Source organism: Halorubrum sp. Ea8 (genome assembly GCF_002252925.1).
In the GTDB taxonomy this organism is placed as follows: domain Archaea; phylum Halobacteriota; class Halobacteria; order Halobacteriales; family Haloferacaceae; genus Halorubrum.
In genome coordinates this window covers 45,304-71,468 of the sequence record NZ_NHPF01000021.1, presented here as the reverse complement: position 1 = coordinate 71,468, position 26,165 = coordinate 45,304, and the positions used below count along the sequence as shown (strand labels likewise).

Annotated in this window: 27 protein-coding genes and 2 pseudogenes; 14 read left to right on the top strand and 15 right to left on the bottom strand. The window is 71.2% G+C overall.

Annotation, left to right across the window (positions count from 1 at the left end; all coding sequences use genetic code 11):
• The 3 genes and pseudogenes from DJ74_RS19375 to DJ74_RS01330 form a co-directional block, all read right to left on the bottom strand.
• Positions 1–206: pseudogene (locus tag DJ74_RS19375) on the bottom strand (hypothetical protein); the annotation flags it as partial.
• Position 207: 1 nt separating this feature from the next.
• A complete protein-coding gene (locus DJ74_RS01335) occupies positions 208–762 on the bottom strand; it encodes a YeeE/YedE family protein (RefSeq protein ID WP_094526061.1) in 555 nt (184 codons plus the stop codon).
• A gap of 11 nt (positions 763–773) precedes the next feature.
• Complete coding sequence (locus DJ74_RS01330; protein ID WP_094526065.1) at positions 774–1,967, bottom strand: MBL fold metallo-hydrolase; 1,194 nt, start codon at positions 1,965–1,967, stop codon at positions 774–776.
• Between the two features lie 248 nt (positions 1,968–2,215).
• Between DJ74_RS01330 and DJ74_RS01325 the strand changes: the two genes are divergently transcribed.
• Positions 2,216–2,461, top strand: coding sequence for a sulfurtransferase TusA family protein (locus DJ74_RS01325; RefSeq protein WP_094526060.1), 246 nt, complete (start codon positions 2,216–2,218; stop codon positions 2,459–2,461).
• Between the two features lie 2 nt (positions 2,462–2,463).
• The gene (locus DJ74_RS01320; protein WP_094526059.1) at positions 2,464–3,051 is read left to right on the top strand and encodes a DsrE/DsrF/DrsH-like family protein; all 588 of its coding nucleotides are present in this window, start codon (positions 2,464–2,466) and stop codon (positions 3,049–3,051) included.
• Positions 3,052–3,231: 180 nt separating this feature from the next.
• On the opposite strand, the gene DJ74_RS01315 is transcribed toward DJ74_RS01320, so the two are convergent.
• From DJ74_RS01315 to DJ74_RS01285, 7 genes and pseudogenes are all read right to left on the bottom strand, one after another.
• Complete coding sequence (locus tag DJ74_RS01315) at positions 3,232–3,870, bottom strand: DUF1641 domain-containing protein (RefSeq protein WP_094526058.1); 639 nt, start codon at positions 3,868–3,870, stop codon at positions 3,232–3,234.
• 2 nt (positions 3,871–3,872) lie between these two features.
• Complete coding sequence (locus tag DJ74_RS01310; RefSeq protein WP_094524187.1) at positions 3,873–5,015, bottom strand: NAD(P)/FAD-dependent oxidoreductase; 1,143 nt, start codon at positions 5,013–5,015, stop codon at positions 3,873–3,875.
• Positions 5,012–5,248 (bottom strand): sulfurtransferase TusA family protein, encoded by a 237-nt coding sequence (locus DJ74_RS01305; RefSeq protein WP_094524188.1) that lies wholly within the window; start codon positions 5,246–5,248, stop codon positions 5,012–5,014. Before DJ74_RS01305 ends, DJ74_RS01310 begins: the two co-directional genes overlap by 4 nt.
• Positions 5,249–5,398: 150 nt before the next feature.
• On the bottom strand, positions 5,399–6,649 hold the full coding sequence (locus tag DJ74_RS01300; protein WP_094526057.1) for a M20 family metallopeptidase: 1,251 nt from the start codon (positions 6,647–6,649) through the stop codon (positions 5,399–5,401).
• Between the two features lie 51 nt (positions 6,650–6,700).
• Complete coding sequence (trxA, locus tag DJ74_RS01295) at positions 6,701–7,114, bottom strand: thioredoxin (protein ID WP_094526056.1); 414 nt, start codon at positions 7,112–7,114, stop codon at positions 6,701–6,703.
• A 129-nt stretch (positions 7,115–7,243) separates the two neighbouring features.
• A complete protein-coding gene (locus DJ74_RS01290; protein ID WP_254922115.1) occupies positions 7,244–8,308 on the bottom strand; it encodes a HAMP domain-containing sensor histidine kinase in 1,065 nt (354 codons plus the stop codon).
• A 159-nt stretch (positions 8,309–8,467) separates the two neighbouring features.
• Positions 8,468–9,284: pseudogene (locus DJ74_RS01285) on the bottom strand (HpcH/HpaI aldolase/citrate lyase family protein).
• A 155-nt stretch (positions 9,285–9,439) separates the two neighbouring features.
• Between DJ74_RS01285 and DJ74_RS01280 the strand changes: the two are divergent.
• Entirely contained in the window at positions 9,440–9,733 is a 294-nt protein-coding gene (locus DJ74_RS01280; protein WP_198948045.1) for a hypothetical protein, read from the top strand.
• Between the two features lie 103 nt (positions 9,734–9,836).
• A complete protein-coding gene (locus DJ74_RS18485; protein ID WP_141212549.1) occupies positions 9,837–9,992 on the top strand; it encodes an AbrB/MazE/SpoVT family DNA-binding domain-containing protein in 156 nt (51 codons plus the stop codon).
• 93 nt (positions 9,993–10,085) lie between these two features.
• Here DJ74_RS18485 and DJ74_RS01275 read toward each other — a convergent pair whose 3' ends face one another.
• Both DJ74_RS01275 and DJ74_RS01270 read right to left on the bottom strand, forming a co-directional pair.
• A complete protein-coding gene (locus tag DJ74_RS01275; protein ID WP_094526054.1) occupies positions 10,086–10,763 on the bottom strand; it encodes an NTP transferase domain-containing protein in 678 nt (225 codons plus the stop codon).
• Entirely contained in the window at positions 10,760–12,070 is a 1,311-nt protein-coding gene (locus tag DJ74_RS01270; protein ID WP_094526053.1) for a molybdopterin molybdotransferase MoeA, read from the bottom strand. The genes DJ74_RS01275 and DJ74_RS01270 overlap by 4 nt, the downstream gene beginning before the upstream one ends.
• Before the next feature lie 189 nt (positions 12,071–12,259).
• Here DJ74_RS01270 and DJ74_RS01265 point away from each other — a divergent pair, with 189 nt between their 5' ends.
• The 9 genes from DJ74_RS01265 (at position 12,260) to DJ74_RS01225 (ending at position 22,909) form a co-directional block, all read left to right on the top strand.
• A complete protein-coding gene (locus DJ74_RS01265) occupies positions 12,260–12,856 on the top strand; it encodes a CoxG family protein (protein ID WP_094526063.1) in 597 nt (198 codons plus the stop codon).
• Positions 12,853–13,746 (top strand): xanthine dehydrogenase family protein subunit M, encoded by an 894-nt coding sequence (locus DJ74_RS01260; RefSeq protein WP_094524193.1) that lies wholly within the window; start codon positions 12,853–12,855, stop codon positions 13,744–13,746. Before DJ74_RS01265 ends, DJ74_RS01260 begins: the two co-directional genes overlap by 4 nt.
• A complete protein-coding gene (locus tag DJ74_RS19830; RefSeq protein WP_094524194.1) occupies positions 13,743–14,504 on the top strand; it encodes a (2Fe-2S)-binding protein in 762 nt (253 codons plus the stop codon). Before DJ74_RS01260 ends, DJ74_RS19830 begins: the two co-directional genes overlap by 4 nt.
• Positions 14,501–16,996: an aerobic carbon-monoxide dehydrogenase large subunit gene (locus DJ74_RS01250; protein ID WP_094526052.1), complete on the top strand. Its 2,496-nt coding sequence runs from the start codon at positions 14,501–14,503 to the stop codon at positions 16,994–16,996. Before DJ74_RS19830 ends, DJ74_RS01250 begins: the two co-directional genes overlap by 4 nt.
• 114 nt (positions 16,997–17,110) lie before the next feature.
• Positions 17,111–18,331 (top strand): XdhC family protein, encoded by a 1,221-nt coding sequence (locus tag DJ74_RS01245; protein ID WP_094526051.1) that lies wholly within the window; start codon positions 17,111–17,113, stop codon positions 18,329–18,331.
• The gene (locus tag DJ74_RS01240; RefSeq protein WP_094524197.1) at positions 18,328–19,344 is read left to right on the top strand and encodes a MoxR family ATPase; all 1,017 of its coding nucleotides are present in this window, start codon (positions 18,328–18,330) and stop codon (positions 19,342–19,344) included. Before DJ74_RS01245 ends, DJ74_RS01240 begins: the two co-directional genes overlap by 4 nt.
• Before the next feature lie 2 nt (positions 19,345–19,346).
• Positions 19,347–20,777: a VWA domain-containing protein gene (locus tag DJ74_RS01235; RefSeq protein ID WP_094526050.1), complete on the top strand. Its 1,431-nt coding sequence runs from the start codon at positions 19,347–19,349 to the stop codon at positions 20,775–20,777.
• Positions 20,774–21,664 carry a Rossmann-like domain-containing protein gene (locus DJ74_RS01230; protein ID WP_094526049.1) on the top strand — a complete coding sequence of 297 codons (891 nt, stop codon included), beginning with the start codon at positions 20,774–20,776 and terminating at the stop codon, positions 21,662–21,664. The genes DJ74_RS01235 and DJ74_RS01230 overlap by 4 nt, the downstream gene beginning before the upstream one ends.
• A 6-nt stretch (positions 21,665–21,670) precedes the next feature.
• A complete protein-coding gene (locus DJ74_RS01225; protein ID WP_094524200.1) occupies positions 21,671–22,909 on the top strand; it encodes an XdhC family protein in 1,239 nt (412 codons plus the stop codon).
• A 47-nt stretch (positions 22,910–22,956) separates the two neighbouring features.
• On the opposite strand, the gene DJ74_RS01220 is transcribed toward DJ74_RS01225, so the two are convergent.
• A complete protein-coding gene (locus DJ74_RS01220; protein WP_094526048.1) occupies positions 22,957–24,066 on the bottom strand; it encodes a PAS domain S-box protein in 1,110 nt (369 codons plus the stop codon).
• A gap of 98 nt (positions 24,067–24,164) precedes the next feature.
• A complete protein-coding gene (locus DJ74_RS01215; protein ID WP_094526047.1) occupies positions 24,165–24,578 on the bottom strand; it encodes a Rieske 2Fe-2S domain-containing protein in 414 nt (137 codons plus the stop codon).
• 95 nt (positions 24,579–24,673) lie between these two features.
• Between DJ74_RS01215 and DJ74_RS01210 the strand changes: the two genes are divergently transcribed.
• Positions 24,674–25,618: an alpha/beta hydrolase gene (locus DJ74_RS01210; RefSeq protein WP_094526046.1), complete on the top strand. Its 945-nt coding sequence runs from the start codon at positions 24,674–24,676 to the stop codon at positions 25,616–25,618.
• 91 nt (positions 25,619–25,709) lie between these two features.
• Here the strand turns inward: DJ74_RS01210 and DJ74_RS01205 are convergent, their stop codons facing one another.
• Positions 25,710–26,081 carry a winged helix-turn-helix domain-containing protein gene (locus DJ74_RS01205; protein ID WP_094524204.1) on the bottom strand — a complete coding sequence of 124 codons (372 nt, stop codon included), beginning with the start codon at positions 26,079–26,081 and terminating at the stop codon, positions 25,710–25,712.
• Positions 26,082–26,165 lie beyond the last annotated feature (84 nt).

Below are 26,165 nucleotides of genomic sequence, written 5' to 3'. Positions count from 1 at the left end.
ATGTGGCTGAAGCCGAGCCCGAACCCGAAGATCAGGCCGCCGACGAGGATCAGCGGCATGAACAGGGGATGTCTCTCGTCGCTCACGCGTCGCTCCCTCCGGTCGCTCCCGTTCGCGCGGTTCGAGACGCGAGCGTCTCGCGGCTCACGTCCGTTCGCCGTTCGCCCTCCGAGGCGCTCACTCCGTTCGCGCCTCGCGTCTCGCACATCACGGACTCACCCCCAGCGCCGCGACGAGCTGTGCGGTCAGGATGGCGACCGCGAGGAACGTCGCCACGCCGACGAGCGACGTCTTCGACGCCGACCCGACGCCGCAGACGCCGTGCCCCGAGGTGCACCCCTTCCCGATTCGGGTTCCGATGCCGACGAGTATCCCGCCGAAGAACAGTCGCCACGGCTGGACGTCGGTCAGCCACAGGGTCACGCCCGCGAGCTCGTACGTCCGCCCGGTGGTTCCGGGCTGGTAGAGCGACGTCGTGATGACGCCCGACTGGACCGTCGCCGCGAACGCCGCGCCGCCGAGGACGATCCCGAGCGTGAACACGACGCGCCAGTCGCGAGAGCTCACGTACCGCCGGAACCGCGACTGCCCCGACACGTACGACAGCGTCGACTCGAGGAAGGTGCTCGCGCCGGCCGCGATCCCCGTCCCGACGTATATCACGACCGCGCCGAGGCCGACGAGCAGTCCGCCGACGGCGTACCGGCCGATCCCGTTCGGGAAGAGGTCGGCGGCCGCCTGTGCGACGAGTGGGTCAGGCATCGATGGCGGTCTCAGTCATCCGCGAGCGATTCCTGGCTCGCGGCGCAGTTGTTCGGGCCGAGTTCGAGGGTGAACGCCTCGTCGTCGTCGACGGCCTTCTGCCCGAGGTTCGTCGCGATGATGTCCTCGTAGTTGGCCGGCCGCGGCGGCATGTCCGAGAGGATGAGTTCGACGAACGCGTCCTCCTCCATCGTGAGCGCGTCCATCTCCTCGACGAGATCGCCGATCGGCGCGGTGTACGTGCCGTCGTCGGCCGGCACCGCGGCGTCGCTGAAGTGGGCGCCCCCGATCAGCGTGTCGTCGGGGAGCGGCAGGACGCGCTCCTGAAGCGATTCGTAGAGCATCCGTGCCGCGTCCGGCGCGCCGTCGTCGCCCTCTTCGAGGTCCGGGCGAGCGACGCTCTCGATGAACAGCCCGTCGCCGGTCGCGAGCAGGCTCTCGTCGACGAGGTACGAGGTCATCCCGGTCGTGTGGCCGGGCGTGGCGACGGTCTCGATCACCGCGTCGCCGACCGCGAAGGTGTCGCCGTCCTCGGCCTGGGTCAGCTCGTCGGCGTAGGTGACGCCGCGGTCGACCGCGGCCGCGGGGATGACGCCCTCGACGCCCGCCTCGTCGAGGTCGCGCACGCCCGAGATGTGGTCGGCGTGGACGTGGGTGTCGAACGCGTACCGCAGCTCGACGCCGAGGTCGTCGGCGTCGTCGAGGTAGCGGTCGGTGAACGCGCGGAGCGGGTCGATGACCGCCGCCTCGCCGTCGTCGTAGAGCAGGTACCCGAGACAGCCGGACGAGGGGCGCTGGTACTGCAGGAGCGTGCCGGCGCCGTCGTAGCCGGTGACTTCGACGGTCTCGTAGATACCGGCCCAGCCGTTCATGCCGTCTTCGAGGTGGTTCACGTCGTAGCCGCGCTCCGCGAGCTCCCCCGCGACGTACTCGCTGGCGCCGCCCTTCGCGCACAGGACGGTCACCTCGCGGTCCTCGGGGATCCGGTCGAGGACGTCCTCGTCGATCTCGTCGTCGAGGAACTCGTAGTACGGGACGTTGATGGAGGTGACGTTCTCGCCGTCGATGCGCCACTCCTCGTAGTCGGAGCCCATCCGCGTGTCGAGCAGCGTCAGGTCTTCGCCCGCGTCGATGCGTCCTTTCAGCGCTTCCGGTTCGATCGTCTCGACTTCGACATCCGGGGTCGGGAAATCGTCTGCGTCCATGTTGTACACCTCACTGTACCGGACGGGAATACAAAAGAGTTCGCATAGTAATTTAATAACCACACAATATAGAGTCGGGAGACAAACCGAAATAATGCGCTTCACACGTTTAGCAAGCGGCTCATGTGTCACCGCGGGATTATCGGCGTAACTGGTTGTTCGCGTCAAACACAAAAAACAACATTCTTTTAACGGTGGCGGAGGTATTGTGCAATAGCTCCAATACAGACCAACGGAGCAGATAACCAATGAGTGCCGAATACGATATCGCGGAGACGTTAGACGTGAAAGGCGCATCGTGTCCCATGCCGGTCGTGAAGACGAAGGGCGCGATCGACGAACTGGCCGAAGAGCAGGTCCTCGAAGTGCTGGCGACCGACCCGGGAAGCATGAGCGACATCGACGGCTGGGCCTCGGGTACCGCCGGCGTCGAACTCGTCGGTCAGGAGGAAGGCGACGACGTGTACAAACACTACGTCCGCAAGACGGAGTGACGATGAGTACCGACACATCGTCCCCGGACGGCGCGGACGCGGCGGCGGACGACGCGCCCTCGCGCGCCGAGCTGGCCGCGCGCGTCGACGAGTTGGAAGAGGCGCTCGCCGAGGCCACGGCCGAGGACGACGCGAAGAAGATGAGCATCATCGCCACGAAGGGGAGCCTCGACATGGCGTACCCGCCGCTGATCCTCGCCAGCACCGCCGCCGCCTTCGGCTACGACGTGACCGTCTTCCACACGTTCTGGGGGCTCGACATCCTGCATGAGGAGCGGTCGAAGAGCCTCAAGATGAGTTCCGTCGGCAACCCCAACATGCCGGTCCCGAACGTCGTCGGCGCGCTCCCCGGGATGGACCGCGTGACGACGCGGATGATGGAAAAGCGGATCGAGGACAACGACACCGCCTCGGTCCGGGAGCTCTTGGAGACGAGCCTCGACATGGGCGTCGAGTTCCAGGCCTGTCAGATGACCATCGAGTTGATGGGCTACGACGAGGACGACTTCTACGACGGCGTCACCACCGGCGTCGGCGCCGCGACGGCCCTGCAGGACATGGTCGAGGCCGACATCCAACTGCTCGTCTGATCTGCTCTCCGGACCGGCGTTCCGTCCCCCGATACCCGTCGTCCCCCTTTTGCGTCCCGCTCCCGCGCTCCGGTAGGCTCCGCTGAACCGAGTCGTCCGAATCGAGTTCGATCAGTCGGAGCCGAACCCGTACGCGGCCGGGTCGTGCATACGAGAACTGTCGCCGGAGCCTGCGCCCCCTCAGCGCTCTCCGTCGGCGCGCTCTCCGCCGGCGCGCTCCCGACCGATCGCTTTGGAGACGGCGAGCACGTAGCCCAGCCCGTACTGGATCTCGGGGTCGCGGATGCTCCGTGCCAGTCCGAGCGCGCCGACCGGCTCGGGATCGCTCCGGTGGGCGGCGCCGACTCCGTCGAGCATCGTCTTCACGCCGTCGCGGGCGTCGTCGTCCGCGGCCGTCTGCGCGACCTCGCCGAGCGCGGCCCCGGTGCCGGCCAGCGAGGTCACCATCTCGTCGTCGAGGGCGGCCGTCGCGAGCGACCCGACCTGCGCCAGCTCCGCCAGATCGTCCAACGCGCCGCTCCGCTGGAGCTCGGTCAGCGTCTCGAGCGCCTCGCGCAGTTCGTCGCCGTTCTCGCCGACCGCCGCGGCCAGCCCGACCGTCTCGTCGGTCGCGATCCCGTCCGCGGACTCCGCGAGGGTCGCGCCCGTCGCAGACAGCTCGCGGACCATCTCGTCGTCGAGCGCGTTCTCCCCGAGCGAGAGCACGTCGAGCAGCTCGTTGACGGCGTCGAGCCGCTCGACGAACTCGGCGACGGCCTCCGGGTTCTCCTCGATCGCCGCCTCGAGGTCGCTCCGCTCGGAGAACTGCTCTTCGGACATGGTCAGAGCAACCCCCGTGCGGTGAGCCAGTACGACTCGTTGTACGCCAGCTTCGACCAGTGGAGCTTCTGCGAGGGCGGCGCCGGCGACGGCGGGTTCTCGTAGTCGAACTCGACGAACGAGGCCGCGTCCATGCCCGTCTCGATGAAGCACAGCGTCTTGCCGTCGTAGGTGGCGGTCGCCGGCCGCCCGCGGACGTCGCTGGCGAGCCGCTCCCCGACGACCCCGGCCTGGTAGTGCGCCACGCTGCCGGCGTTCGGAACGCCGGTGGCCGCGGTGTCGCCGAGCGCGTAGACGTCGTCCGCGGCCTCGGCCTCGAGCGTGTGTTTATTCACGTCGACCCAGCCGTCGTCGCCGAGCCCAGCCTCCTCGATCAGGTCGACGCCGGCGTGCGGCGGGATCGACACGAGGAGGTCGTAGCCGAGCTCGGTCCCCTCCATCGAGGTGATCGTCCCCGCGTCGGGGTCGACCGACTCGGCGTTGAAGAACGTCTCCACGTCGATGCCGCGCTCGTCCATGATCGGCCTCGCCCACTCCGCGATGTGGGGGTTGCCGTGGACGCGCTGGATCGGGTACGTGTAGGTGACCTCGACGTCCTCGCGGAGCCCGCGCTTCCGGAACCAGTCGTCGATCATGAAGACGAACTCGAGGGGCGCCGCGGGGCACATGTGGGGCGTGCCGACGACGCTCAACACGATCTCGCCCTCGGTGAACGACAGCAGCTCGTCCCGGAGCTCGGTCGCGCCCGACTCGCTGTAGTAGTCGTGTCCGCCCTCCGCGAGGCCGGGGATCCGTTCGGGCTCCAGCGTCGACCCCGTCGCTAACACGAGGTAGTCGTACTCCATCGACGGGCCGTCGTCGAACCGGAGCCGCTTGGCGTCGGTGTCGACGTCGCTCACGCGGTCGATCCGGAGGTCGACCGCGTCGTCGACCAGCTCGTCGAGGCGCCGGCGGCCGTCCGCCGGCTCGCGCTGACCGAAGGGGACGTACAGCCACACCGGCTTATACACCTGCTCGGGGCCGTCGTTGACGAGGGTGACCTCCACGTCGCCGGCGTCGAGCTCCGGTTCGAGGCGGTCGGCGAGGTCGTTCGCGAGGACCGAACCGCCGGTCCCGCCGCCGACGATGACGATGCGTTCCGTCATGCTTTCTCCACGTAGAACGCGGCGTGGTCGTCGCGCTCTTCGACGGCGAGCAGCTCGTTCCCGGACTCCTCGGCCCACTCCGGGACGTCGGTGTGCGACTGCTCGTTGTCGCTCAAGAGCCGTATCACCGCGCCGGAGTCGACGCCCCGGATCGCGCCGATGAGGTCCATCAGAGGACCGGGGCAGGCGGCGCCTCTGGAATCGACGGTCTCGTCTGGTTCTATCTCCGTCATAGATGTAAGTTGGAGCCGGTTGGCATTAGTATTGCGCTCCAATTCCAAGTCCGTGAAAAACCGGTCGACAAGGCGCGCCGCGGACGACTCGTACGACGCGGACGCCCGCGTCAGATCACCTCGTGTCACCCGACTTCACCCCGATTCGCCTCACCGCTCCGACGCCGCCGCCCACGCCGACGGGAGCCGCGCGTAGACGACGGCGTTGCCGACGAGCGCGTCGACGGGCACGTACTCGTCTGCGGCGTGGACGGTGTCGGTTCCGAGCGCGAACTCGACGGTCGGAATCCCGGCGTTTCGGAGCGTCTTCGCGTCCCCGCCGCCCGTCGCGCTCCGCCGGAAGACGGGCTCGCCCGTGACGTCGGCCGCCGTCGACGCCACCGCCTCGACCAGCGGGCTGCCGGAGGGCTCCGCGGTGCCGACGCTCCACGAGACGTCGGTGATCGTTATGCCCTCGCAGCCGGCGACGCAGGCCCGGATCCGGGAGAGCACGTCGGGCGTCGAGACGCCCGCGGTCAGGCGCACGTCGACCTCGGCCCGAGCCGACTCCGGGACGCTGTTTATCGCGTCGCCGCCCTCGAGGACGCCGAGGTTGATCGAGGGGTAGCGGAACAGCTCTCGGGCGGCCTCCTCGCCCATCGCCGGGGCGTAGTAGTCGACAGACTCCTCGACGATCGGCTCGACGTCGGCGCCGACGTCCAGCCGCTCGGAGCCGAAGCGGTCGCGCAGTTTCTCTACGGCGCCGTAGAGGCGGTCGATCGCGTTGACACCGAGGGTCGGCCGGGAGCCGTGAGCCCCCTCGCCGCTCGCCGCGAGCGTCAGCCAGATGCTGCCGCGGTCGGCGACCGTGACCGAGTGCCGGCCCGCCTCGCAGGTGGGCTCGCCGATCACGCAGGCGTCCGCGTCGAGGCGCCCGGCCTCCAACAACGCCGGCAGTCCCGCGTCGCCGCCGACCTCCTCGTCGCTCACGAGCGCGAACAGCAGGTCGACCGGCGGCTCGGCGTCGGTCACCGCGAACGACCGGACCGCGAACAGCATCGACGCCACGGCGCCCTTCATATCGGTCGCGCCGCGGCCGTAGACGCGGTCGTCCGCGAGCTCGCCGAGCGGGTCGCGGGTCCACGCGCCGGCGTCGAACGGCACCGTGTCGAGGTGGCCGTTGTACAGCAGGGTCCGGTCGGACTCCCCGGCGACGCGAACGAGGAGGTTCGGCTTCGCCGGGTCGACCGCGAAGCGCTCGACATCGACCGGAAGGGGGTCGAGGAATCGCTCGATCGCGTCGACCACCGCTCGCGTGTCGCCCGGCGGGTTCGAACTGTCGACCGCGAGGAGGTCGAGCGCGAGGTCGGTCAGCTCGGCGCGGTCGTCTCGGACGTGCGCGACCGGCGGCGCGTCGCTCATCGGCGACCGAGCCCCCGACTCGGTTCGGATCCGTTCATCGGTCCGGACTGCTCACGCGTGCTCCTCGATCGCGGAGCGGAGGCGCGACTCGTCCTGCATTCCGACGAGGCGCTCGACCTGCTCCCCGTCGGCGAACAGCAGGAGCGTCGGGACGCCGCGGACGCCGTACTCGGCGGCGAGCCCCTGGTTCGCGTCGACGTCCACCTTCGCCACGGTCGCGTCGGTCTCGGCGGCGATCGACTCGACGACCGGTTCGAGCATCTGGCACGGGCCGCACCAGTCGGCGTAGAAGTCGACCAACACGACCGACCGCTCGGAGACGGTCTCGCTCAGTTCCGCCTTCCCGGCGACCGGAACGGGCTCGGAGGGACTCGTCGACTCCGTCTCGTCGGTCGCTTCCGTCCCGTCTCGGTTCCGAAGCTCCTCGAGCTTCCGTCGTCGGATCTCCTCGATCTCTTCGGCCATCGGCGCCACGTACGGTCCGTGCCGACTTAGATGTTTGCGTGATTAACACAATATTGGTCCGCTCGACCGAACCGCGCGCCGCGACGCTGCCGCGACGCCGCCCTTGCCGCCGGTCGGGGGCGGAGTCGGTCAGGCCTCCTCCGCGGTCGGCAGCGTGATCCGGAGGACGGTCCCGGTCGGCTCGTTCTCCAGCAGTTCGAACGTCCCGTCCGACGTCTCGACGGTCCAGTAGATTATCCAGAGCCCGAGCCCCTGCGTGTGGACGAGCGCCGTCTCCGCCGAGCCCTCGATCGCGTCCACCTCGTACCCCGGGATCCCCGCTCCGGTGTCGGCGACCTCCACGACCGCCGCTCCCGCCCGGTCGGTGCGGAGCGTGACGGTGACCGCGACGTCGGTCGGCGTGTGCTCGGCCGCGTTGCGGAGCGCCTCCTCGATCGCCGTCGGAAGCGCCGGGTGCGACGACACGCGCGGGTCGCCGTCGAACTCGGTCCCGATCGACACGTCCGGATACGCCGCCGCGACCGCGTCGATCCGCTCCTCCAAGAGCTCCCGGAGGCGGAACGTCTCGCGCTGGTCGGTGTTCCAGATCGAGACGATCTCCCGCGTGCGGTCGGTCGTCTCGAGGAGACCGTTCAGGTGCGTCCGCGCGGTTCGCACGTCCTCGGCCGTCTCCGGGCCGTGGTCGCGCCGTTCGATCCTGTCCAAGTTGCCGAGCGCGACGCAGAGCTCGTTGCGGAGGTTGTGCCGCAGCACGCGCTGGTTGATCGTCAGCAGCTTCGTCAGGTCGCGGGCCTCGCTGAGCCGCTCGTCGGCCTCGACCGCGTACAGCCCGCCCCGGATCCCGACCGCGGAGCCGAGCGCGGTCGCGAACGCGAGGAGGAAGGAGAGCTCCCCCTCCTGTCCCTCCACCGCCCATATCAGCCAGACGGCGAACGCGAGGAGGGCGAACGACCCGGCCACGGTGACCGCCAACCGCAGCGCCCGCCACTTCCCCGAGCGGGATATCGGCCGGTTCGGAAGCTTGTACGCCGTCGCGACCACCAAGAGGGCGATACCGCAGATCACGAACGCCTCCAGTCCCGTCCCGAGCCCCTCGCCCTCGGTCGCGAGGTGAGCGAGGCCGAGCCCGAAACAGAGCGCCCCCAGCGCGCAGACTCCGTGCTGCGGACGGATCCGAAGACGTGGGAGCGACACGGGTGGGTATACGAACAGTGGTATAAAGAATTTGGCCTGTCGGGCGGCGTACCCGCGAGCGACAGCGGATGAGTAAAAATCAGTCTAACGACACGTATCGGGCCAGACGCCACCGGGCCCCGGTGATCGGATCCCCGTCGTAGGCCGCCCGGGTCGCGCCTACCGGTCGGTCTCGTAGCCGTCGAGCCAGCCCGTCACGGCTCCCTTGAGCGCTCCGGTCGTACTCCCGAGATTCAGCAGCTGGTAGCCGTTCGCCGCCTTCTCGTCGACGTCGTCCGCGTCGAACCCGAGCCCGCCGAGGGGCACGTCCGCGGCGACGGCCTTCGACCGGACCGTCTCGACAGCCTCCCGGACCTCCGGATGGCCGATCTCGCCGGGATGGCCGAGCGAGACCGACAGGTCGAACGGCCCGACGAAGACGAAGCCGAGCTCCGGGACCGCGAGGATGTCGTCGAGGTTCGCGACGGCCGCCTCGGTCTCGATCGTCGCGCCGACGAGCGCCTCCGCGTCCTCGGTCGCGATGTAGCCGTCGGCGAGCCCCCAGCGGCGGGCCCGCGGCGAGCCCCCAGCGGCGGGCCCGCGGCGAGCCCAGCCCGCGGTCCCCCGGCTCGCCGCCGTACTCGAACCGCGCCGACTTGACCGCCGCCCGCACCTCCTCCGGACCCTCGACGCGCGGGAGGAACACGTTCCGCACGCCCGGGTCGAGCGCCTTCCGGACGAGGGCCGGGTCGGTGCTCGGGAGCCGCACGAGCAGCTCCGTGTCGGTCGCCTCGGCCGCGCGGAGCAGGTCCTCGATCCGGCCCGCGTCCCACGGATCGGGGCCGCCGTGTTCGAGGTCCAGTCAGACGACGTCGAGGTCGAGGTCGCCGTCGAGCTCCACGAGCCGCGGGCTGTACGCGTTCTCGAGCGCGGCGAGCGCGACGTCGCCCTCGTCGAAGGCGGTCGCCAGATCGTTTGTCGACGGTGAGTCCGTCATCGCCCGTCGGTTCGCCTCGATTCGGCATACGTCTACCGACCGGGACGACTCCCGAACCGCACCCGCCGCGGCCGTGCCGTCCGATTGATTCTATCGCTCAGGTGAGTAATTTTATAATGACCCCTGACATGTAGTACTGTATCGTGTGTCGGGAGATGAAGCGCGAGCCGGCGTGGGTATCGGCGATCCGGTTGGCGATGTTAGAGGGGCGCGTCACCGTCGACGCCGTGATCGAGGAGGCGAACCTGATCGAGGGCCGCGAGCGCACCGTCAGCGACGTGTTGGAGACGATGTGTGAGCGCGACCTGCTCGCCGCCGTCGACGTCGGCGCGGACGCCGAGACCGACCTCTACGTCCCGGGGCCGGTACTGATCGAATCGGACCGGTTCGACTTGGACTTCGACCGGGCCTCCGAGGGGGGCGCCCACCGCTGGAACTCCGCCGTCTGACTTCCGAGCGCGTTCCGGAGGCCGCCACCCGATCTCCGCTCGTCGCCGCTACGCGCTACCGTAGCGTAAACTATGTCCCCGCTACGCCGTAAGGTGGAGATCGATGGGTAACCTCACGGACACCAAAGTGTCGGAAAAGAACCTGACGACGGTCCCGAAGCCCGTTCGAAACTTCCTCGACGTCGGCGCCGGCGACCGCGTGGAGTGGCACGTCGAGGACGGGAACATCGTGGTCAAGAAATCGACGCCCGAGGAGTAGACGCCGGCCGGTCGAACCGCGCTCGGAACCCGGGCGAGTCGCGGCCGTCGCCCGTCCCTCGGTCGGTCGATCAGCCGCCTCCCGCTCGGTCGATCAGCCGTCCCCCGAACCGCCCTCCGGGAGGTCGGTCGGCCGGTCCACGTCTCGGCGGACCCCCGGGTCGTCGACGGCGACGAGCGCGCTCGCGTCGTCCGCGAGCAGGATCTCGCGGCCCCCCACGTCCCCGTCGACGTCGGCGAGCCGGTCGAAGAACCGCCGGTCGAACAGCACGGGGTTCCCCCGGTCCCCCTCGTGGGCGGCCGCGAGGGCGTCGCCGGCGCCCGCGGCGTGCGCCGCGACGAGCGTCTCGACGGTCTCCGGGTCGACGAACGGCATGTCGCCGAGCGCGATGACCGCGGCGTCGACGTCCGCCCCTCCTCCGGTGCCGTCTTCTCCCTCCCGAAGCGCGTCGATCCCGGCTCGGACCGAGGTCGACTGCCCCGCCTCGTACGCGTCGTTGTCGACGGTTTCCACGGGGAGATCGGCGACGGCCGCCCGGACTCGACCGGCCTCGTGTCCGACGACGACGACCACCGGGTCCAGCCCGGCGTCGACCAGCGTCCGAGCGGCGCGTCGGACCACCGGCTCGCCGTCGACGGTCGCGAGGAGCTTGTTGGCGTCGCCGAAGCGGCTGCTCGTCCCCGCGGCGAGCAGCACGCCGGCGACTCGGGCCCGAGCGGTGCCCTCCCCCTGGAACGGCGGCGTCGCGAGCGGGAGCCCCTCGTCGGTCATCGCTCGACGACGGGGTACGGGACGACGTCGACCGCCTCGCCGGCCGACAGCGCCGACTCGGTGAGCACGAACCCGTCGGCGCGCGTCGCCCGCGTGCTCGACGAGAGCACGCTCGGGTCGAACGTCTCGTCGTAGACGGCGAGCGGCGAGTCGACGTGGCCGAGCGGCGTCGCCTCGCCCCCGTCGAGCGTCACCGGGACGGCGTAGGTGAACCCCGGGACGGAGATGCCGACGTCGCTCGTCACCGCGGCGTCGACGGTCGGGAGCGCGGTGTTCCCGGTGAAGAAGGGGCGCGCGACCAGCGAGGTCACGGCGTGCGCGCCGACCGGCTTGCCGGGGATCGCGAAGACGACGGCGTCGCGGTCGTCGAGCGTCGCGACCGCGATCGGCTTGCCCGGTCGCAGCGCGACCCGGTGGAAGTGCACGGTGCCGAGTTCGCGGAGCGCCCGGACGACGTAATCCTTGTCGCCGACGCTCGTGCCCCCGGTCGTCATCACGACGTCGTGGCCGGCGGCGAGCCCGGCGATCCGGTCCCTGACGCGCTCGTACTCGTCGGGGACGGTGCCCTCGTACGTCGCCTCCGCGCCCCACCCGCGGACGAGCCCCGCGAGCATCGGCGAGTCGAGGTCCGTGTGGCGCCCCTCGTGGATCTCCGTGCCTGTCGCCAGCAGGCCGACCGAGAGCCGCTCGACGACCGGGACCTCGTCGATCCCGAGGTCGCCGAGCAGGACCGCGTCCTTCGCGCCGAGCCGCTCGCCGGCCGCGAACAGCCGCTCGCCGGCCGCGACGTTGCTGCCGCGCTCGTAGACGTACGTGCCGGGCTCGGTCGGCGAGCCGTCGAGCCGGCCGTCCTCCACGGTCGCCTGCTCCTGCTTGAGGACGGCGTCGGCCCCGGCGGGAAGCGGCGCGCCCGTGAAGATACGGACGGCCTCGCCGTCGCCGAGCGCGGACGGGTCGGACTCCGGGAACACCTCCCGGTCGACCAGCTCGTACGGGTACCCCTCGGTCGCGTCGAAGGCGTAGCCGTCCATCGTGGCGTGGCTCCGGGCCGGCACGTCGTCGGGGGCGTCGACGGGCTCCGCGAGGGTGCGACCGGAGACCCGATCGAGCGAGACCGACTCGACGTCCCACCGGTCGAGCCACTCCTCGCGGAGGTCGCGGACGCGCTCCGCGGCGGCTCTCAGCGGGGTGATCTCGCCGTGACCGTGGCCGTTGTCCCCGTCGCCCCCGTCGTCGACACGCCCGTCTCCGTCGCCCTCGTCGTCGACACGCCCGTCGCCGTCAGGTTCGTCGTCGGTACCGTTCATCCGCTTCCTCCGCGTCGTTCGCGGTCGATATCGGCGCATCCGGGCGATCCTTCATGGTCAATAAGGTTTATTATGATGGTACAGAGTATCATTGCCGTGGTAATAGTATGCTCATAGTAGGGGGGTATAAAAGATGACGGTGACGGACGGTCGAACGACGGCGGAAGCGGCGACCGGGGGGTGTCGCTGATGGAGTTCGACGGCGAGTTCGAGCTCGACGGCGTCCCGCCGGAGAAGGCGTGGGTCGTCCTCTCGGACCCGGTCGCGGTGCGCGACTCGCTGAAGGGGTGTAAGTACATCACCCCGATGGACGACTCGTTCGAGTGGGACTCCTACGAGGCGGAGGAGGACGTCCCGACGCTGCCGGAGGCGGAGGCCGACGACGTCGCCGCCCGGGCGTTCCGGGCCGGGCAGGACTACGCGGCGCTGATGCAGGTCGGCGTCGGCAGCGTGAAGCCGAAGTTCGAGACGACGGTGACGATCGAGGACCGCGACGAGGAGACCTTCGAGATGACGGCCACCGGCTCCGGCTCCGCGAGCGGGAGCAGCTTCAGCATGAACTCCGGGATGCACATCCATCCGCAAGAGGACGGCGACGGCTCCCAAATCGAGTGGTGGACCGAGGCCGACATCTCCGGTCGGATCGCGCAGCTCGGCGGCCGCGTCATCAACCCGGTCGCCAACAAGATCGTGAACAACTTCTTCACCTCGATCGAGTCGCAGATGACCGATGTCGAGGAGACGGACTCGGGGGTCACGGACAAGATCCGGGGGATGTTCGGATGAAGTCCGCACCGTTCGAGCACCACGAACCCGAGACGGTCGACGAGGCGGTCAGCCTGTTGGAGAGCCTCGACGACCCGACGATCCTCGCCGGGGGACAGAGCCTCGTACCGATGCTGCGGTTCCGGCTCGCGAACCCCGACGTGGTCGTCGACATCAACGGCATCGACTCGCTCGACTACCTCCGCGAGGAGGACGGCTCCCTCCGGCTCGGCGCGCTCGCGCGCCACGCCGACGTCGAGGACTCGGACCTGATCGACGAGAAGTACGGCAGCTTCGCCGACGCCGCGCCGCTGGTCGCCGACCCGCAGATCCGGAACCGCGGCACGGTCGTCGGCTCCGTCGCGCAGGCCGACCCGAAGGGCGACTGGGGGAGCATCCTCCTCGCCCACGAGGGCGAGGTGATCGCCACCGGTCCGGACGGAGACCGGGCGATCCCGGCGGACGAGTTCTTCCTGCTCCCGTACGACACGACGCTCGGCGAGCAGGAGCTGATCACCGAGATCCGCGTCCCCGAGCCCGGGCCGAACGAGGGGAGCGCGTACCACAAGCTGAAGCGCAAGACCGGCGACTACGCGATGGCGGGCGTCGGCGTCCGGCTCGTCTTCGACGACGACGGCGTCATCGAGTCGGCCGGGATCGGAATGACCGCCGTCGACATCACGAACGCGCGGGCGACGGACGCCGAGGAGCACCTCGAAGGCGAGCGGCCCAGCCCCGACCTGTTCGCGACGGCGGGCGAACTGGCCGCCGAGCAGTCGAATCCGGAGTCTGACGAACACGGCGGCGCCGACTACAAGGAGCGGATGGTCGACGTCCTCACCCAGCGCGCGCTGGGCGACGCCGCCGAGCGCGCTGGCACGGTGACGGTCGAACGGAGGGTCACACAGTGACTGACGAACGCGAGATCACGCTGACGGTCAACGGCACCGAGCACACGGTCGAGGTCGAGCCGCGGCGCCTGCTCGTCCACGCGATCCGAGAGGACCTGGACATGACGGGCACGCACATCGGCTGTGACACGGGCAACTGCGGCGCCTGCACCGTGCTGAAGGACGGCGAGCCGATCAAGTCCTGTCTGATGTTCGCCGCGCAGGCCGACGGGGCGGAGATCCTCACCGTCGAGGGGATGGAGGACCTCCCCGAGGCCGACGACATCCACCCGCTCCAGGAGGGGTTCCGGGAGGAGCACGGCCTGCAGTGCGGCTACTGCACCCCGGGGATGCTGATGGCGGGCAAGGCGCTGCTCGACGAGCATCCGGACCCGGACGAGGAGACGATCCGCGACGCGATCAGCGGCAACCTCTGTCGCTGTACCGGCTACCAGAACATCGTCCGCTCGATCGAGTACGCGGCCGCGGAGCTGGAGAACCGGGCCGCCGCCGACGGCGGCGCGGTCGCGGTCGACGGCGCGACGGACGGGGGGCCCGCGGCGTCGCCCGAGGGCGGCCACGCGGCCCCCGAGTTCGGCGGCGACGCGGACACGTTCTGCGGCCGCGAGGACTGCTGCGGCGGCCCCGACGAGGCGGACCCGTTCGACCGCGACGCGCTCCTCGATGACGCGGACGACGCGGACGGCACTGGCGACGCGGACGTCACGGGCGACGCCGACGCGGGCGCCGATGCGACCGACCGAGGTGACACCAAATGAGTAGCGAACCAGACACGCCGGACGCGGAAACGGAGTATCAGCACGACGAGGACGGCGGACCCGACCCGGAGAAACACTGCGGCCACGGCCGCGGCGGCATGGGCGAGGAGGTGACGCGCAAGGAGGACAAGCGCTTCATCACCGGCCGCGGCAACTACGTCGACGACATCAAGAAGCCGGGCATGCTCCACTGCGAGATCGTCCGGAGCCCACACGCCCACGCCCGGATCGAGGAGATCGACGGCTCCCGCGCCGAGGCGATGGACGACGTCGTCGCCGTGCTGACGGCCGAGGACTTACTGGAGCACGACCTCGCGACGATGCCGACGCTGATGGACGACACGCAGGACGTGCTCGTCAACGACAAGGTGAAGTTCCAGTCGCAGGAGGTCGCGGCCGTCATCGCGAAGGACCGCTACGCGGCGAAGGACGGGGCCGAGAAGGTCGAGGTCGACTACGACGTGCTCGACCCCGTCGTCGACGCCGAGGAGGCGCTCGAAGCGGACGCGCCGCTGGTCCGCGACGAGCTCGACGACCAGGAGGACAACCACATCTTCGACTGGGACACGGGCGACGAGGAGGCCACCGACGAGGTGTTCGACCAGGCCGACGTCACCGTCGAGGAGGACATGCTGTACCAGCGGCTCCACCCCGCGCCGATCGAGACGTGCGGCGCGGTCGCCGACTGGGACCCCGGGATGGACAAGATGACCGTCCACATGACGTCGCAGGCGCCCCACGCCCACCGCACCCTGTTCTCGCAGGTGTCGGGGATCCCGGAGCATAAGGTCCGGATCGTGAGCCCCGACGTCGGCGGCGGGTTCGGCAACAAGGTACCGATCTACCCGGGGTACGTCGTCGCCGCGGCGGCGTCGTACGTCCTCGAACAGCCGGTGAAGTGGATCGAAGAGCGCTCCGAGAACATCCAGACGACCGGGTTCGCCCGCGACTACGACATGACCGGCGAGCTCGCCGCCACCGAGGACGGCGTCATCGAGGGCGTCAAGGTCGACGTGCTCGCCAACCACGGCGCGTACAACGCGGCGGCCCAGCCGTCGAAGTTCCCGGCCGGCTTCTTCAACATCTTCACCGGCTCGTACGATATCGAGGCCGCGTACGGGTCGCTGACGGCCGCGTTCACCAACACCGCGCCCGGCGGCGTCGCCTACCGGTGCTCGTTCCGCGTCACGGAGGCGGTGTACCTCATCGAGCGCATGGTGAAGGTGCTCGCCGACGAGCTCGACCTGGACCCGGCGGAGATACGCCGGCGGAACTTCATCCCCTCGGACGCGTTCCCGTACGAGTCGGCGACGGGCTGGAACTACGACTCCGGGAACTACGAGAAGGCGCTCGACAAGGCCCTGGAGATGGCCGACTACGAGCACTACCGCGAGGAGCAGCAGCGACGGATCGACGAGGACGCGGACAAGCTCATCGGCATCGGCATCTCCTCGTTCACGGAGGTCGTCGGCGCCGGGCCCGGCAAGCAGTGCGACATCGCCGGCATCGAGATGTTCGACTCCGCGGACCTGCGCGTGAACCCGACCGGCAACGCCGTGTTGCGGGTCGGCGTCCAGACGCAGGGGCAGGGCCACGAGACCACCTTCGCGCAGATCGTCGCCGAGGAGCTCGGGATGGACGTGGACTCGATTACGGTCGAGCACGGCGACACCGACACCGAGCCGTACGGGCTCGGGACGTACGGCTCGCGGTCGACGCCCGTCGCGGGCGCGGCCGCCGCCGTCGCCGCGCGCAAGGTGCGCGACAAGGCGAAGTCGATCGCCGCCAACGAGCTGGAGGCCGCCGAGGAGGACATCGAGTGGGACCGCGAGTCCGGCGAGTTCCACGTCGCCGGCGCGCCCGACCGCTCGATCACCATCACGGAGATCGCGGCCGGCGCCTACATGAACCACCCCGGCGACGAGGAGCCCGGGCTGGAGGCCGTGAACTACTACGACCCGCCGGAGATGACGTACCCGTTCGGCTCGTACATCGTCGTCGTCGAGGTCGACCGCGAGACCGGCGAGGTCGACTTCGAGAAGTTCGTCGCGGTCGACGACTGCGGGAACCGCATCAACCCGATGATCATCGAGGGGCAGATCCACGGCGGACTCGCGCAGGGGATCGGCACCGCGATGTTAGAGAAGGTCACCTACGACGACAACGGCAACGTCACCGGCGGCGACTTCATGAACTACCTGCTGCCGACGGCCAACGAGATCCCGAACTTCGAGACGGGACACACCGTCACGCCGTCGCCGCACCACCCGATCGGCGCGAAGGGCGTCGGCGAGTCGCCCACGGTCGGGTCGCCGCCGGCGATCGTCAACGCCGTCGTCGACGCGATGAGCCACGCCGGCGTCTCCCACGTGGAGATGCCGATGACGCCGGACGTCGTCTGGGAGACGCTCGACGAGGCGGGACTGGCCCACCAGCCCGCCCACAACGTCGAGTTCGACCTCGGCGACGGCGCCGAACCGGCCGACGACTGAGCCGCACGCAGCCAGCCGCGCGTCGCCCTCGGTCGCGCCGGCCCACCGACCGGCCGCGACGGCCGCCCGTTCGGCCGACTCGCCCGGGGGCGGCGGGACCGCTTCCACCAACTGATGACACACGACGAGACCGAACACGACGAGACCGAGCACGGCGAGGCCGACGAGCCCGCGATCGACGGGGGCGAGCGGCCCGAACGCGACGAACCGAGCGGGACCGCGACGGGGACCGACGACGGCGACGTCTCCGACCTGGAGGCGGCGCTCGCCGAGCGCGGCGAGCCGTACGCGCGGGCGACGATCGTCCGGCGCGAGCCGCCGGTGTCGGCCAACGTCGGCGACCGCGCGGTCGTCACCGCCGACGGCGAGATCCACGGGTGGGTCGGCGGCGCGGCCTGCGCGCAGTCGATCGTGGCGACGCAGGGCGCGGCGGCGATCGAGGAGGGGAGCCCCCGGCTCGTCGGGATCGCGCCCGACCCCGACACCGTCGACCGACCCGGGCTCGACGCCTTCCCGATGACGTGTCACAGCGAGGGCGTGCTGGAGCTGTTCATCGAGCCCGTGACGCCGACGACCGAACTCGTCGCAGTCGGCGACTCGCCGGTGACCCGGTCGCTCGCGCGGCTGGCCGACGAGCTCGCCGTCGACGTGACGCTCGTCGTCGCCGACGCCGACGCCGACCGCGACGTGCCGGCGTCGACGCGGGTGCTCGACACGGTCGACCACGAGGCGATCGCCGACGCCGTCGGCCCCGGGCCGCTCGTCGTCGTCGCCTCGATGGGCGAGTACGACGCGCGCGGCGTCGCCGCCGGGATCCTCGCGGACGCGCCCTACGTCGGTCTCGTCGCCAGCGACGAGCGGGCGGCCGAGGTGACCGAGCGCGCCGCGGGGCTGCTCGACAGCGACGTGGGCGACGTCGTCGCGGCGGTGACGAACCCCGCCGGCGTCGACGTGGCGGCCTACACCCCGGCGGCGATCGCGGCGAGCCTGCTCGCCGAGGTCGTCGGCGAGCGGTCGAAGGCGAGCTCGGTGCGGGCAGGCGGGGCGCGCGGCACGGGCGGCGCTGTCGGCACGGGCGATACCGCTGCAGTCGATTCGGCTGACGACGACGGAAGTGACGACAGGACCGCCGAGATGGATGACGGAAGCGACGACAGGACCGCCGCGGCCGACGACGCGACCGCGATCGACCCGGTCTGCGGCATGACCGTCGACCCGGCGACGGCGGACGCCTCGGTCGAGCACGACGGCGAGACGTACCACTTCTGCTGTCACGGCTGCGCCGACTCGTTCGCGAACGACCCGGCGTCGTACCTCGAGGGGGCAGAGGCGTGAGCGGGGAGCTCGACGCGGGCCCCTTCGACTCGCTCACCGAGGAGGAACTGCGCGAGCGCTTCGAGGCGACCGACTACGTCGCCGACGACCGCACTGTGACGACGGTCGATCTGGCGCTCCGCTTGGGGCGCCCGCTCCTCGTCGAGGGGCCGCCCGGAAGCGGGAAGACGGAGCTCGGCAAGACGCTCGCGGAGGGGTTCGACACGGAGCTGATCCGCCTCCAGTGTTACGAGGGGCTCACCGCCGAGAACGCCCTCTACGAGTGGAACTACACCAAACAGCTGCTCGCCGTGCAGGCCGACGAGGGCACGGTCGCCGGCGGCGCCGCGACGAACGGCGACGCCGGAGCTGTCGGCGAGCGCGACGGGGGCGGCGTCGCCGACGCGGTCAGCGGCGGCGACGCCGCCGGCTCGGTGTTCGGCGAGGAGTACCTCCTCGAACGCCCCCTGTTGCGCGCGCTCCGCAGTTCGGAGGGGCGCCCGCCGGTGCTGCTGATCGACGAGATCGACCGCGCGGACGAGGAGTTCGAGGCGTTCCTCCTTGAGCTGCTCTCGGACTTCCAGGTGTCGATCCCGGAGTACGGAACCGTGAGCGCGTCGACGCCGCCGATCGTGATCCTCACGTCGAACCGGACGCGGGGGCTGAGCGACGCGCTGAAGCGGCGGTGCCTCTACCTCCACGTCGAGCCGCCGTCGTTCGAGACGGAGTACGAGATCGTCCGCCGGAAGGTGCCCGAGCTCGACGCCGCGGTCGCCGCCGAGGTGTGCTCGGTGGTCGAGCGCCTGCGCGAGGAGTCGTTCCTCAAGCGCCCGGGCGTCGCCGAGACGCTGGACTGGGCGCGCGCGGTCGCCGCGCTGCGCCACGACGACGCCGACGAGCCGCTCGCGCCGGACGAGATCGAGCGGACGATCGGCTGCCTGCTGAAGGAGGCGGAGGACGTCGGTCGCGTCGACGCGGAACTGCTCGAACGGCTCCACGACGCCGCGAGCGCGGCGGCCGAGCGGACCGAGTGACCATGGCGCGCTCCGACGGCACCGCGACGGAGACGCCCGACTTCCCGGCGGCGAGGGAGCACCTGCTCACGGAGCTGATCCGGTTCGTCGCCGTGCTTCGGCGCGACGGCGTCGCCGTGCCGGCCTCCGGCGCCCTCGACGCCGCCCGCGCGATCGCGGCGGTCGGCCTGACAGACGAGCGTCGGGTCGAGGCGGCGCTGCGAGCGAGCCTGCTCTCCGAGACCGCCGACGGCGACCCCTTCGCCGAGGCGTTCCCGACGTTCTGGCACCGCCTCCGGAGCGGCCTCGACCGGATCGCCACCGCCCACGACGGTCCGTCGCCGGAGTCCGAGGAGGGGGACGACGGCGAGGACCGAACGGGGGACGAGGCGGGGCCGACCGCCGGCTCCGACGCCGACGACGCGGAGGAGCCCGGCCTGCTCGACGGCGCGGAGCCGCCGGAGATGGACGCCGACGGCGACGGCGACCCCACCGTCCGGATCCCGACCGACCGCCGCCACGCCGCCGGCGATCGGCCGACCGGGGAGCCGCGCGAGGAGACGGACGGGCGCCGGTACAGCGCGGTCGGCGAGAGCGCGCTCGTCGAGGCGGACGTGCCGGCGCCGTCGAGCGCGGACCGCGCGGCCGCGGAGCGGTTCGTCGACGCGCTCTCGTCGCTGCCCGGGCGGCGCCGCCGGCGCTCCCCGACCGGACCGAACGTCGACGCGCGCGGCGCGCTGCGGGCGAGCCTGCAGACCGGCGGCGCGCCGATCGACCTCCCGCGCGACGCGCCGACGCCGAGCGAACTGCGGTGCTGTCTGCTGGTCGACGTCAGCGGGTCGGTGCTCGACACGATCGACCGGAGCGCGCTGCTCGGGCTCGGTGAGCGGGTCGCGGCGAGCGCCCGCGACGCCCGCGTCTTCCTCTTCGACACCGACCTCGCGGAGGCGACGGCGGCGTTCGCGGACCCGGGCGGCGAGCCGGCCGAGGCGCTCCGCGCCGCGCAGATCGAGTGGGGCGGCGGCACCAAGATCGGGGGCGCGTTCGACGCGCTGCGGCGGACCGCGCCGCACGCCGTCGACCGGCGGACGGTCGTCGTCGTCGTGAGCGACGGGCTCGACGTCGGCGACCCCGACCTGCTCACGGACGGGATCACGTGGCTCGCGGACCGCGCCGACGGCGTCGTCTGGCTCAACCCGCTCGCCGTCTCCCCGTCGTTCGAGCCGGCGTCCCGCGGGATGAGCGACGCGGCCCCGTACGTCGACGGACTGTTCGGCTTCGCCGAGGGCGCGGACCTCGCGGAGGCCGCCCGCCAGATCGAGCGGCGCGGGCTCGGCGGCCCGGTCGGCTACGAGCACGACCCGCGTCGGACCGGCGGCGCGCCCGGAGGCGGACGCGGTCGCACCGACGACGAGGCCCGGACCGGCGACGCCGGCGAGGAGGGCCTCGTATGACGCGCCGAAGCGAGGGAGCCGACGGGACCGCCGGCGTCGGCGCCGACGGCACCGACGCCGACGAGGAGTGGCCCGGTCCGGTCCTCCGGGCGACGCGCGACGCGCTCCGCGACCGCGGCGCGCTCTCGGGGGGTCGCCTCGACCGCGTCACGGTCGGCGATTCGGCCGTGCTGGTGGAGCTCACGGAGCGAGACGGGGGATACCGGCGGCCCCCGGCCGGACTCGCGCACCTCCCAGAGGGATCCGCGCCGACGGTCCCGGACGACGTCGAGGGACTGCTGGCGCCGGTCCGAGCGGGGGAGACTGCGACCGGCGCCGCGACCGTGGCCCTCGGCGACCGCGCGCTCGCGGTGGCGACGCTGAACGCCTGCGCGGCGCCGCTGCTCGACTGGCGGGACGGCGACCCGATGGCGCTGCTCGACCCCTCGGTCGAGACGGTCGTCACGGTCGGTCTGTTCCGGCCGGCGTTCCGGAAGTTCGACGGCGTGGAGGTCCGCGCGATCGAGCGCGAGCCCGTCGACTCGGATGCGGTGTCGACCCCCGCGGGCGTGTCGCTGCGGTCGTTCGCCCCGGCGGAGACGGCGGGCGCGATGGAGGGGGCGGACGTGGTGTTCGTCACCGGCTCGACGCTCGTGTACGGCGGGACCGAGCGGTACCTGGAGGCGGCCCCGGGCTCGGCGACCGTCGTCGTGGTCGGCGCGACCGCCTCGTCGCTTCCGAGTCCGCTGTTCGAGCGCGGCGTCGACGTCGTCGCCGGCGCGGCGGTGGACGACCCCGCTCGGACGCGGGGCGCGGTGGCGGGCGGCGCCTGCGGCACGGACCTGCACGACCGCGGCGTTCGGAAGGTGTACGCGGCGCGCGACGCGCCGGCGACCATCGACCTGTGACCTGACATGACAGCAAGCAACTGGAGCGTACCGGAGACCGAAGTGGTACAGCGCGTTCGCGACCGACTCGACGCCGACGGCACCGACGTGCTCGCGACGATCGTCGACGTCGAGGGGAACGCCTACCGTCGCCCGGGGGCGAAGATGCTCCTCGACGACGACGGCTCGGGCGTCGGCTCGATCACGGCGGGCTGTATCGAGGACGACCTGCTCGCCGCCGCCGAGGCGGTCCGAGAGACCGGTCGCCCCGACCGGGTCACGTACGACCTGATGGAGGACGAGGACGACGTCTGGGGGCTCGGCGTCGGCTGTAACGGCGTGATCGACGTCCTCTTGGAACCGTTGACGGAGACGTACCGGCCGGCCGTCGAGGCGTTCGGCGCCGGCCGCGACGTCGCGGTGCTCACGGTGCTCTCCGCCGGCGGCGAGGGGGGCGAGGGGGGCGACGGCGGCGCGGGAGCCGGCGGCGACGGTGCGCACGCCGACCGAGACCGCCTCGGCGAGCGCGCCTACTACCGGCCCGACGAGGACCGGCTGACGCTCCCCGACGGGTCGCCCGCCGACGGGTGGCCGGTCGAGGCGCTCGCGGGGCCGGCGGCGGACCTCGCCGCGCGCGGCGCCGCCGACGTCGTCGCGGTCGAGGACGAGACGGGCGCGACGGTGGAGGTGTTCGTCGACGGGCTCGCGGCCCCGGACGACCTCGTGGTCTTCGGGACCGGCCACGACGTGGGGCCGGTGGTCGAACTCGGCGAGCGGAACGACTTCCGCGTCACCGTCGTCGGCTTCCGCGGCGGGGTCGACCTCGACGCGCGGTTCCCCGACGCCCACCGGACCGTGACGACGTCGCCGGCGGGGCTCGGCGACGCGCTCGACCTCGACGACCGGACGCACGCGGTCGTGATGACGCACAACTTCGTCGACGACCGGATCGCGGTGGAGGAGCTGCTCCGGTCGCCGGCGCCGTACGTCGGCCTGATGGGCCCGCGGGAGCGGTTCGAGGAGATGCTGGAGGCGTACGACGACGAGGGGACGACGTTCGGCGAGTCGGAGCTCGCGTCGCTGTACACGCCCGTCGGGCTCGACCTCGGCGGCGGAACGCCGTACCAGATCGCCCACAGCATCGTCGGAGAGGTCCTCGCGGTCAGCAACGACCGGACCCCGCGGCACCTGCGCGAGCGCGAGGGGCACATCCACGACCGCGTCGACGTCGAGACGCGCTCGGAGCCGGAGCCGCCGAGTCGGTGACGGCGGGCCCGAAGGCCGAAGGGCGGGCCGGCGGAGCGGCGACGCGGTCAGCGCTCGTCGGCCGACTCCCGAGCGATGACGAAGAACTGCTCCGGCCCGCGGAGGTCGACCCGCGCCACGTGCACCTCGACGGGGAGCGTCGATCCGTCGCGGCGGCGGTAGCGTCCGTCGAGCTCCCACATCTCGCCCGGATCCATCTCGGCCCAGACGCGCTTCGCCTCCTCCGGGTCGACCGCCTCGTCGATGTCCCAGACGCGCTTGCCGACGAGCTCCTCCTCCGAGTAGCCCAACTCGTCGCACAGCCGGCGGTTCACGTCCACGATCCGTCCGTCCGCGTCGTGGAGGTCGATGAGGTCCGGCGACTGCTCGAAGAGGATGTCCAGCTTGGCGGCCTTCTCCGCTAACTCCGCCTCGCGCTCCTTCCGGTCCGAGATGTCCCGGATGACGCAGACGTGTCCGCCGTCGTTGAGGGCGGCGAGCGAGAGCAGCTTCGGGTAGACGCTGTCGTCGACGCGCCGGCCGATCGACTCGTCTGACCACGGCTCCTCGGTGAGCGTGGGGATCACCTCCTGCTTGAGGCGTTCGACCTCCTCCTCCGGGACGGTCGTGACCCACGGTTCGCCGATCAGCGCCGCGGGCTCGACACCGTACAGGGCGGCGTACGCCTCGTTCATCTCCGTGTAGCGACCGTCTCTGTCGATGATTGCGATCCCCTCGTTGGAGGCCTCGATGGCCTTCGCCCAGAGGTCGGCCTCGCTCTCGGCGCGCCGCCGCTCGACCGCGTTGACGACGCGGTTCGCGAGGAGCTCGAAGCGGTCGGTGCCGCCGCCTTTCTGGAGGTAGTCGGTGACGCCCGCGGAGATGGCGCTGCTTGCGACGCCCTCCGACCCCTTCCCGGTAAAGAGGATAAAGGGTAGATTCGGTCGATCCGCACGGACAGTTTCGAGGAACTCGATCCCGTTCCGTCCCGGCATGTCGTAGTCCGACACGACGCAGTCGAACTCGGCGGTCGCGAGGGCGTCGAGCCCCTCGTCTGCGTCCGCGGCCGTCTCCGCGACGATCCGGTCCTCGATGCGCGCGAGGTACGTGGCGGTGAGTTCCGAGAACTCCTCGTCGTCCTCCACGTGAAGCACCCGGATCGGAGCCTCCGTCTCCATGGATCCGGCGACTGGCTCGAACGACTTAGTTCACTTCCCATTCGCCTGCGGGGATCCGGCCCCGCCGACCCGTGCGGTCGGGACGCGGCCCGCGTCGATCAGAGCGAGAGGTGCGAGGTCGACCCGGGATCGTCGTCGTCGGTCCCGCCCTCGTGTCGGAACGAGTAGTCGTCGTCGGTCAGGTAGACGGCGCCCTCCTCGACGGCGACCTCGATCTCGCGGAGCGTCGTCCCGGCCGCCGGGCCGTTGTCGCACTCGCCGGAGCAGGCGTCGAACAGCGAGCCGTGGCGCGGGCAGATCACCTCGCCGTCCCGCATCGGGACGCCGTCGCCCGTGTCGAACCGCTGGTTCTCGTGCGGGCAGGTGTTGACCCACGCCCGCACCCCGGGCGGCTCGTCGCAGGGCACGAGGACGACCTCTCTGTCGTTCGTGAACGGGTCCGCCGCCGTGAAGCGGTGGGACCCGCGCTCGATGAGGGTCTCGACGTCGGCGAGCTTCGTCCCGTCCGGCATCGGCCGAGTCCACGATTTCCCGGGTGAAAAGCGTCGCGGCGAACTCGCGGTCGCGCTCCACCAAGACTTAGCCCCCGGTCGTCACACGTTCGGCCATGCACGCCGACGAGATCGACCCGCAAGCGAAGGCGGCCGTCGAGCGTCAGGAGCGGTTGCCGCTGCCGCACAGCAGGTGGGGGCTGAAGCTCGCCCGGCTCCTCACCCGGCCGGTGATGCGGATCCGGAACCGGAACCCCCCGCCGGTCGGGCGGACGGTCGACGGGACGGTCCCCGGCCCCGACGGCGCGCTCGACGCGCGGCTCTACCTCCCGGACGCCGAGGGGCCGTTCCCGACGGTCGTCTTCTTCCACGGCGGCGGGTTCGTGCTCGGGAGCGTCGCCACCCACGACTGGCTCTGTCGGGGGCTCACGCGGGAGAGCCGCTGCGCCGTCCTCTCGGTCGGCTACCGGCTCGCTCCCGAACACCCGTTCCCCGCGGCGGTCGCGGACGCGTACGCCGCCGTCGAGTGGGCCGCGGACAACCCGGACTCGCTCGCCGGGACCGGGGAGGTGGCGGTCGCCGGCGACTCGGCCGGCGGGGCGCTCGCCGCGGTCGCCGCGCTCATGGCGGCCGAGCGCGACGGCCCCGAGATCACGTACCAAGCGCTGTTGTACCCGAGCGTCGGCGTCCGGCCCGGACAGCCGTCGCTCCGGGAGCACGCCGGGACCGTCCTCGACGAGGCCGACATCGAGTGGTTCTCCGACTGCTACTACGACGACGAGATTCACCGGCGGAACCCGTACGCCGACCCGACGAACGCCGGTGACCTCGGCGACGTCGCGCCCGCGACGGTGGTCACGGCGGGGTTCGACCCCCTCCGCGACGGCGGCCGGGCGTACGCCGAGCAACTGGTCCGGGACGGCGTCCCGACGCGGTACGAGAACTACGAGGCGATGGTCCACGGCTTCATGACGCTCCGCGAGGTCGACCGCGCCGAGGAGGCGATCGCGACCGTCGCCGACGACCTCGCCGGCGCGTTCGAGCGCGGCGCCAATCGATAGCGACCCGCGGGCGTCCGGCCGGTCGTCCGAGCGACGCTCGCCCGTCGAGAAGACGAAACGCGGCTGACCGATCGGGACGGCTCCGGACCGTTCAGGGTCGGTCGCGCTTTGTCGGCGAACGGTCGGCGGGCGCGTCGAAGCGCACGACGATCCGCTCGACGGTGGGCGCGTAGACGGTCATCTCTTTTCCCTTCTCGGAGTACCACGTGTTGACCGGCGCGATCAGGTCGGCGTCGCAGAGCCGATTGAGGTGGTAGGTGACGTTCTGGAGCGACGCGTCGACGTCGGCGGCGACGTCGGAGGCCGTGCCGGGACCGTCCGCGAGCGCGGCGAGGATCCGCTGAGCGGTGTCACACGAGAGGACGCGCAGCGCGTCGGTCGGCTCGTCGCGCCCGAGCACGACGTCCGTCTGTTCTCGGGGGGCGTGGTCGACTGTCGGTCGGTGTGGTAACGCGCTTGCCATGAGGTCTGGAGGGCGAACAACGGTTCTGTTTGTTCGGTTCGAGTCGAACAAGCGAATCAAACAGTTTAATACTTACGGAATGCC

Bases quoted from the DNA above. Each gene is read 5' to 3' on its own strand.
- DJ74_RS01335 (WP_094526061.1), bottom strand. From the start codon at position 762: ATGCCTGACCCACTCGTCGCACAGGCGGCCGCCGACCTCTTCCCGAAC.
- DJ74_RS01330 (WP_094526065.1), bottom strand. From the start codon at position 1,967: ATGGACGCAGACGATTTCCCGACCCCGGATGTCGAAGTCGAGACGATC.
- DJ74_RS01325 (WP_094526060.1), top strand. From the start codon at position 2,216: ATGAGTGCCGAATACGATATCGCGGAGACGTTAGACGTGAAAGGCGCA.
- DJ74_RS01320 (WP_094526059.1), top strand. From the start codon at position 2,464: ATGAGTACCGACACATCGTCCCCGGACGGCGCGGACGCGGCGGCGGAC.
- DJ74_RS01315 (WP_094526058.1), bottom strand. From the start codon at position 3,870: ATGTCCGAAGAGCAGTTCTCCGAGCGGAGCGACCTCGAGGCGGCGATC.
- DJ74_RS01310 (WP_094524187.1), bottom strand. From the start codon at position 5,015: ATGACGGAACGCATCGTCATCGTCGGCGGCGGGACCGGCGGTTCGGTC.
- DJ74_RS01305 (WP_094524188.1), bottom strand. From the start codon at position 5,248: ATGACGGAGATAGAACCAGACGAGACCGTCGATTCCAGAGGCGCCGCC.
- DJ74_RS01300 (WP_094526057.1), bottom strand. From the start codon at position 6,649: ATGAGCGACGCGCCGCCGGTCGCGCACGTCCGAGACGACCGCGCCGAG.
- trxA (WP_094526056.1), bottom strand. From the start codon at position 7,114: ATGGCCGAAGAGATCGAGGAGATCCGACGACGGAAGCTCGAGGAGCTT.
- DJ74_RS01280 (WP_198948045.1), top strand. From the start codon at position 9,440: ATGAAGCGCGAGCCGGCGTGGGTATCGGCGATCCGGTTGGCGATGTTA.
- DJ74_RS18485 (WP_141212549.1), top strand. From the start codon at position 9,837: ATGGGTAACCTCACGGACACCAAAGTGTCGGAAAAGAACCTGACGACG.
- DJ74_RS01275 (WP_094526054.1), bottom strand. From the start codon at position 10,763: ATGACCGACGAGGGGCTCCCGCTCGCGACGCCGCCGTTCCAGGGGGAG.
- DJ74_RS01270 (WP_094526053.1), bottom strand. From the start codon at position 12,070: ATGAACGGTACCGACGACGAACCTGACGGCGACGGGCGTGTCGACGAC.
- DJ74_RS01265 (WP_094526063.1), top strand. From the start codon at position 12,260: ATGGAGTTCGACGGCGAGTTCGAGCTCGACGGCGTCCCGCCGGAGAAG.
- DJ74_RS01260 (WP_094524193.1), top strand. From the start codon at position 12,853: ATGAAGTCCGCACCGTTCGAGCACCACGAACCCGAGACGGTCGACGAG.
- DJ74_RS01250 (WP_094526052.1), top strand. From the start codon at position 14,501: ATGAGTAGCGAACCAGACACGCCGGACGCGGAAACGGAGTATCAGCAC.
- DJ74_RS01245 (WP_094526051.1), top strand. From the start codon at position 17,111: ATGACACACGACGAGACCGAACACGACGAGACCGAGCACGGCGAGGCC.
- DJ74_RS01235 (WP_094526050.1), top strand. From the start codon at position 19,347: ATGGCGCGCTCCGACGGCACCGCGACGGAGACGCCCGACTTCCCGGCG.
- DJ74_RS01230 (WP_094526049.1), top strand. From the start codon at position 20,774: ATGACGCGCCGAAGCGAGGGAGCCGACGGGACCGCCGGCGTCGGCGCC.
- DJ74_RS01225 (WP_094524200.1), top strand. From the start codon at position 21,671: ATGACAGCAAGCAACTGGAGCGTACCGGAGACCGAAGTGGTACAGCGC.
- DJ74_RS01220 (WP_094526048.1), bottom strand. From the start codon at position 24,066: ATGGAGACGGAGGCTCCGATCCGGGTGCTTCACGTGGAGGACGACGAG.
- DJ74_RS01215 (WP_094526047.1), bottom strand. From the start codon at position 24,578: ATGCCGGACGGGACGAAGCTCGCCGACGTCGAGACCCTCATCGAGCGC.
- DJ74_RS01210 (WP_094526046.1), top strand. From the start codon at position 24,674: ATGCACGCCGACGAGATCGACCCGCAAGCGAAGGCGGCCGTCGAGCGT.
- DJ74_RS01205 (WP_094524204.1), bottom strand. From the start codon at position 26,081: ATGGCAAGCGCGTTACCACACCGACCGACAGTCGACCACGCCCCCCGA.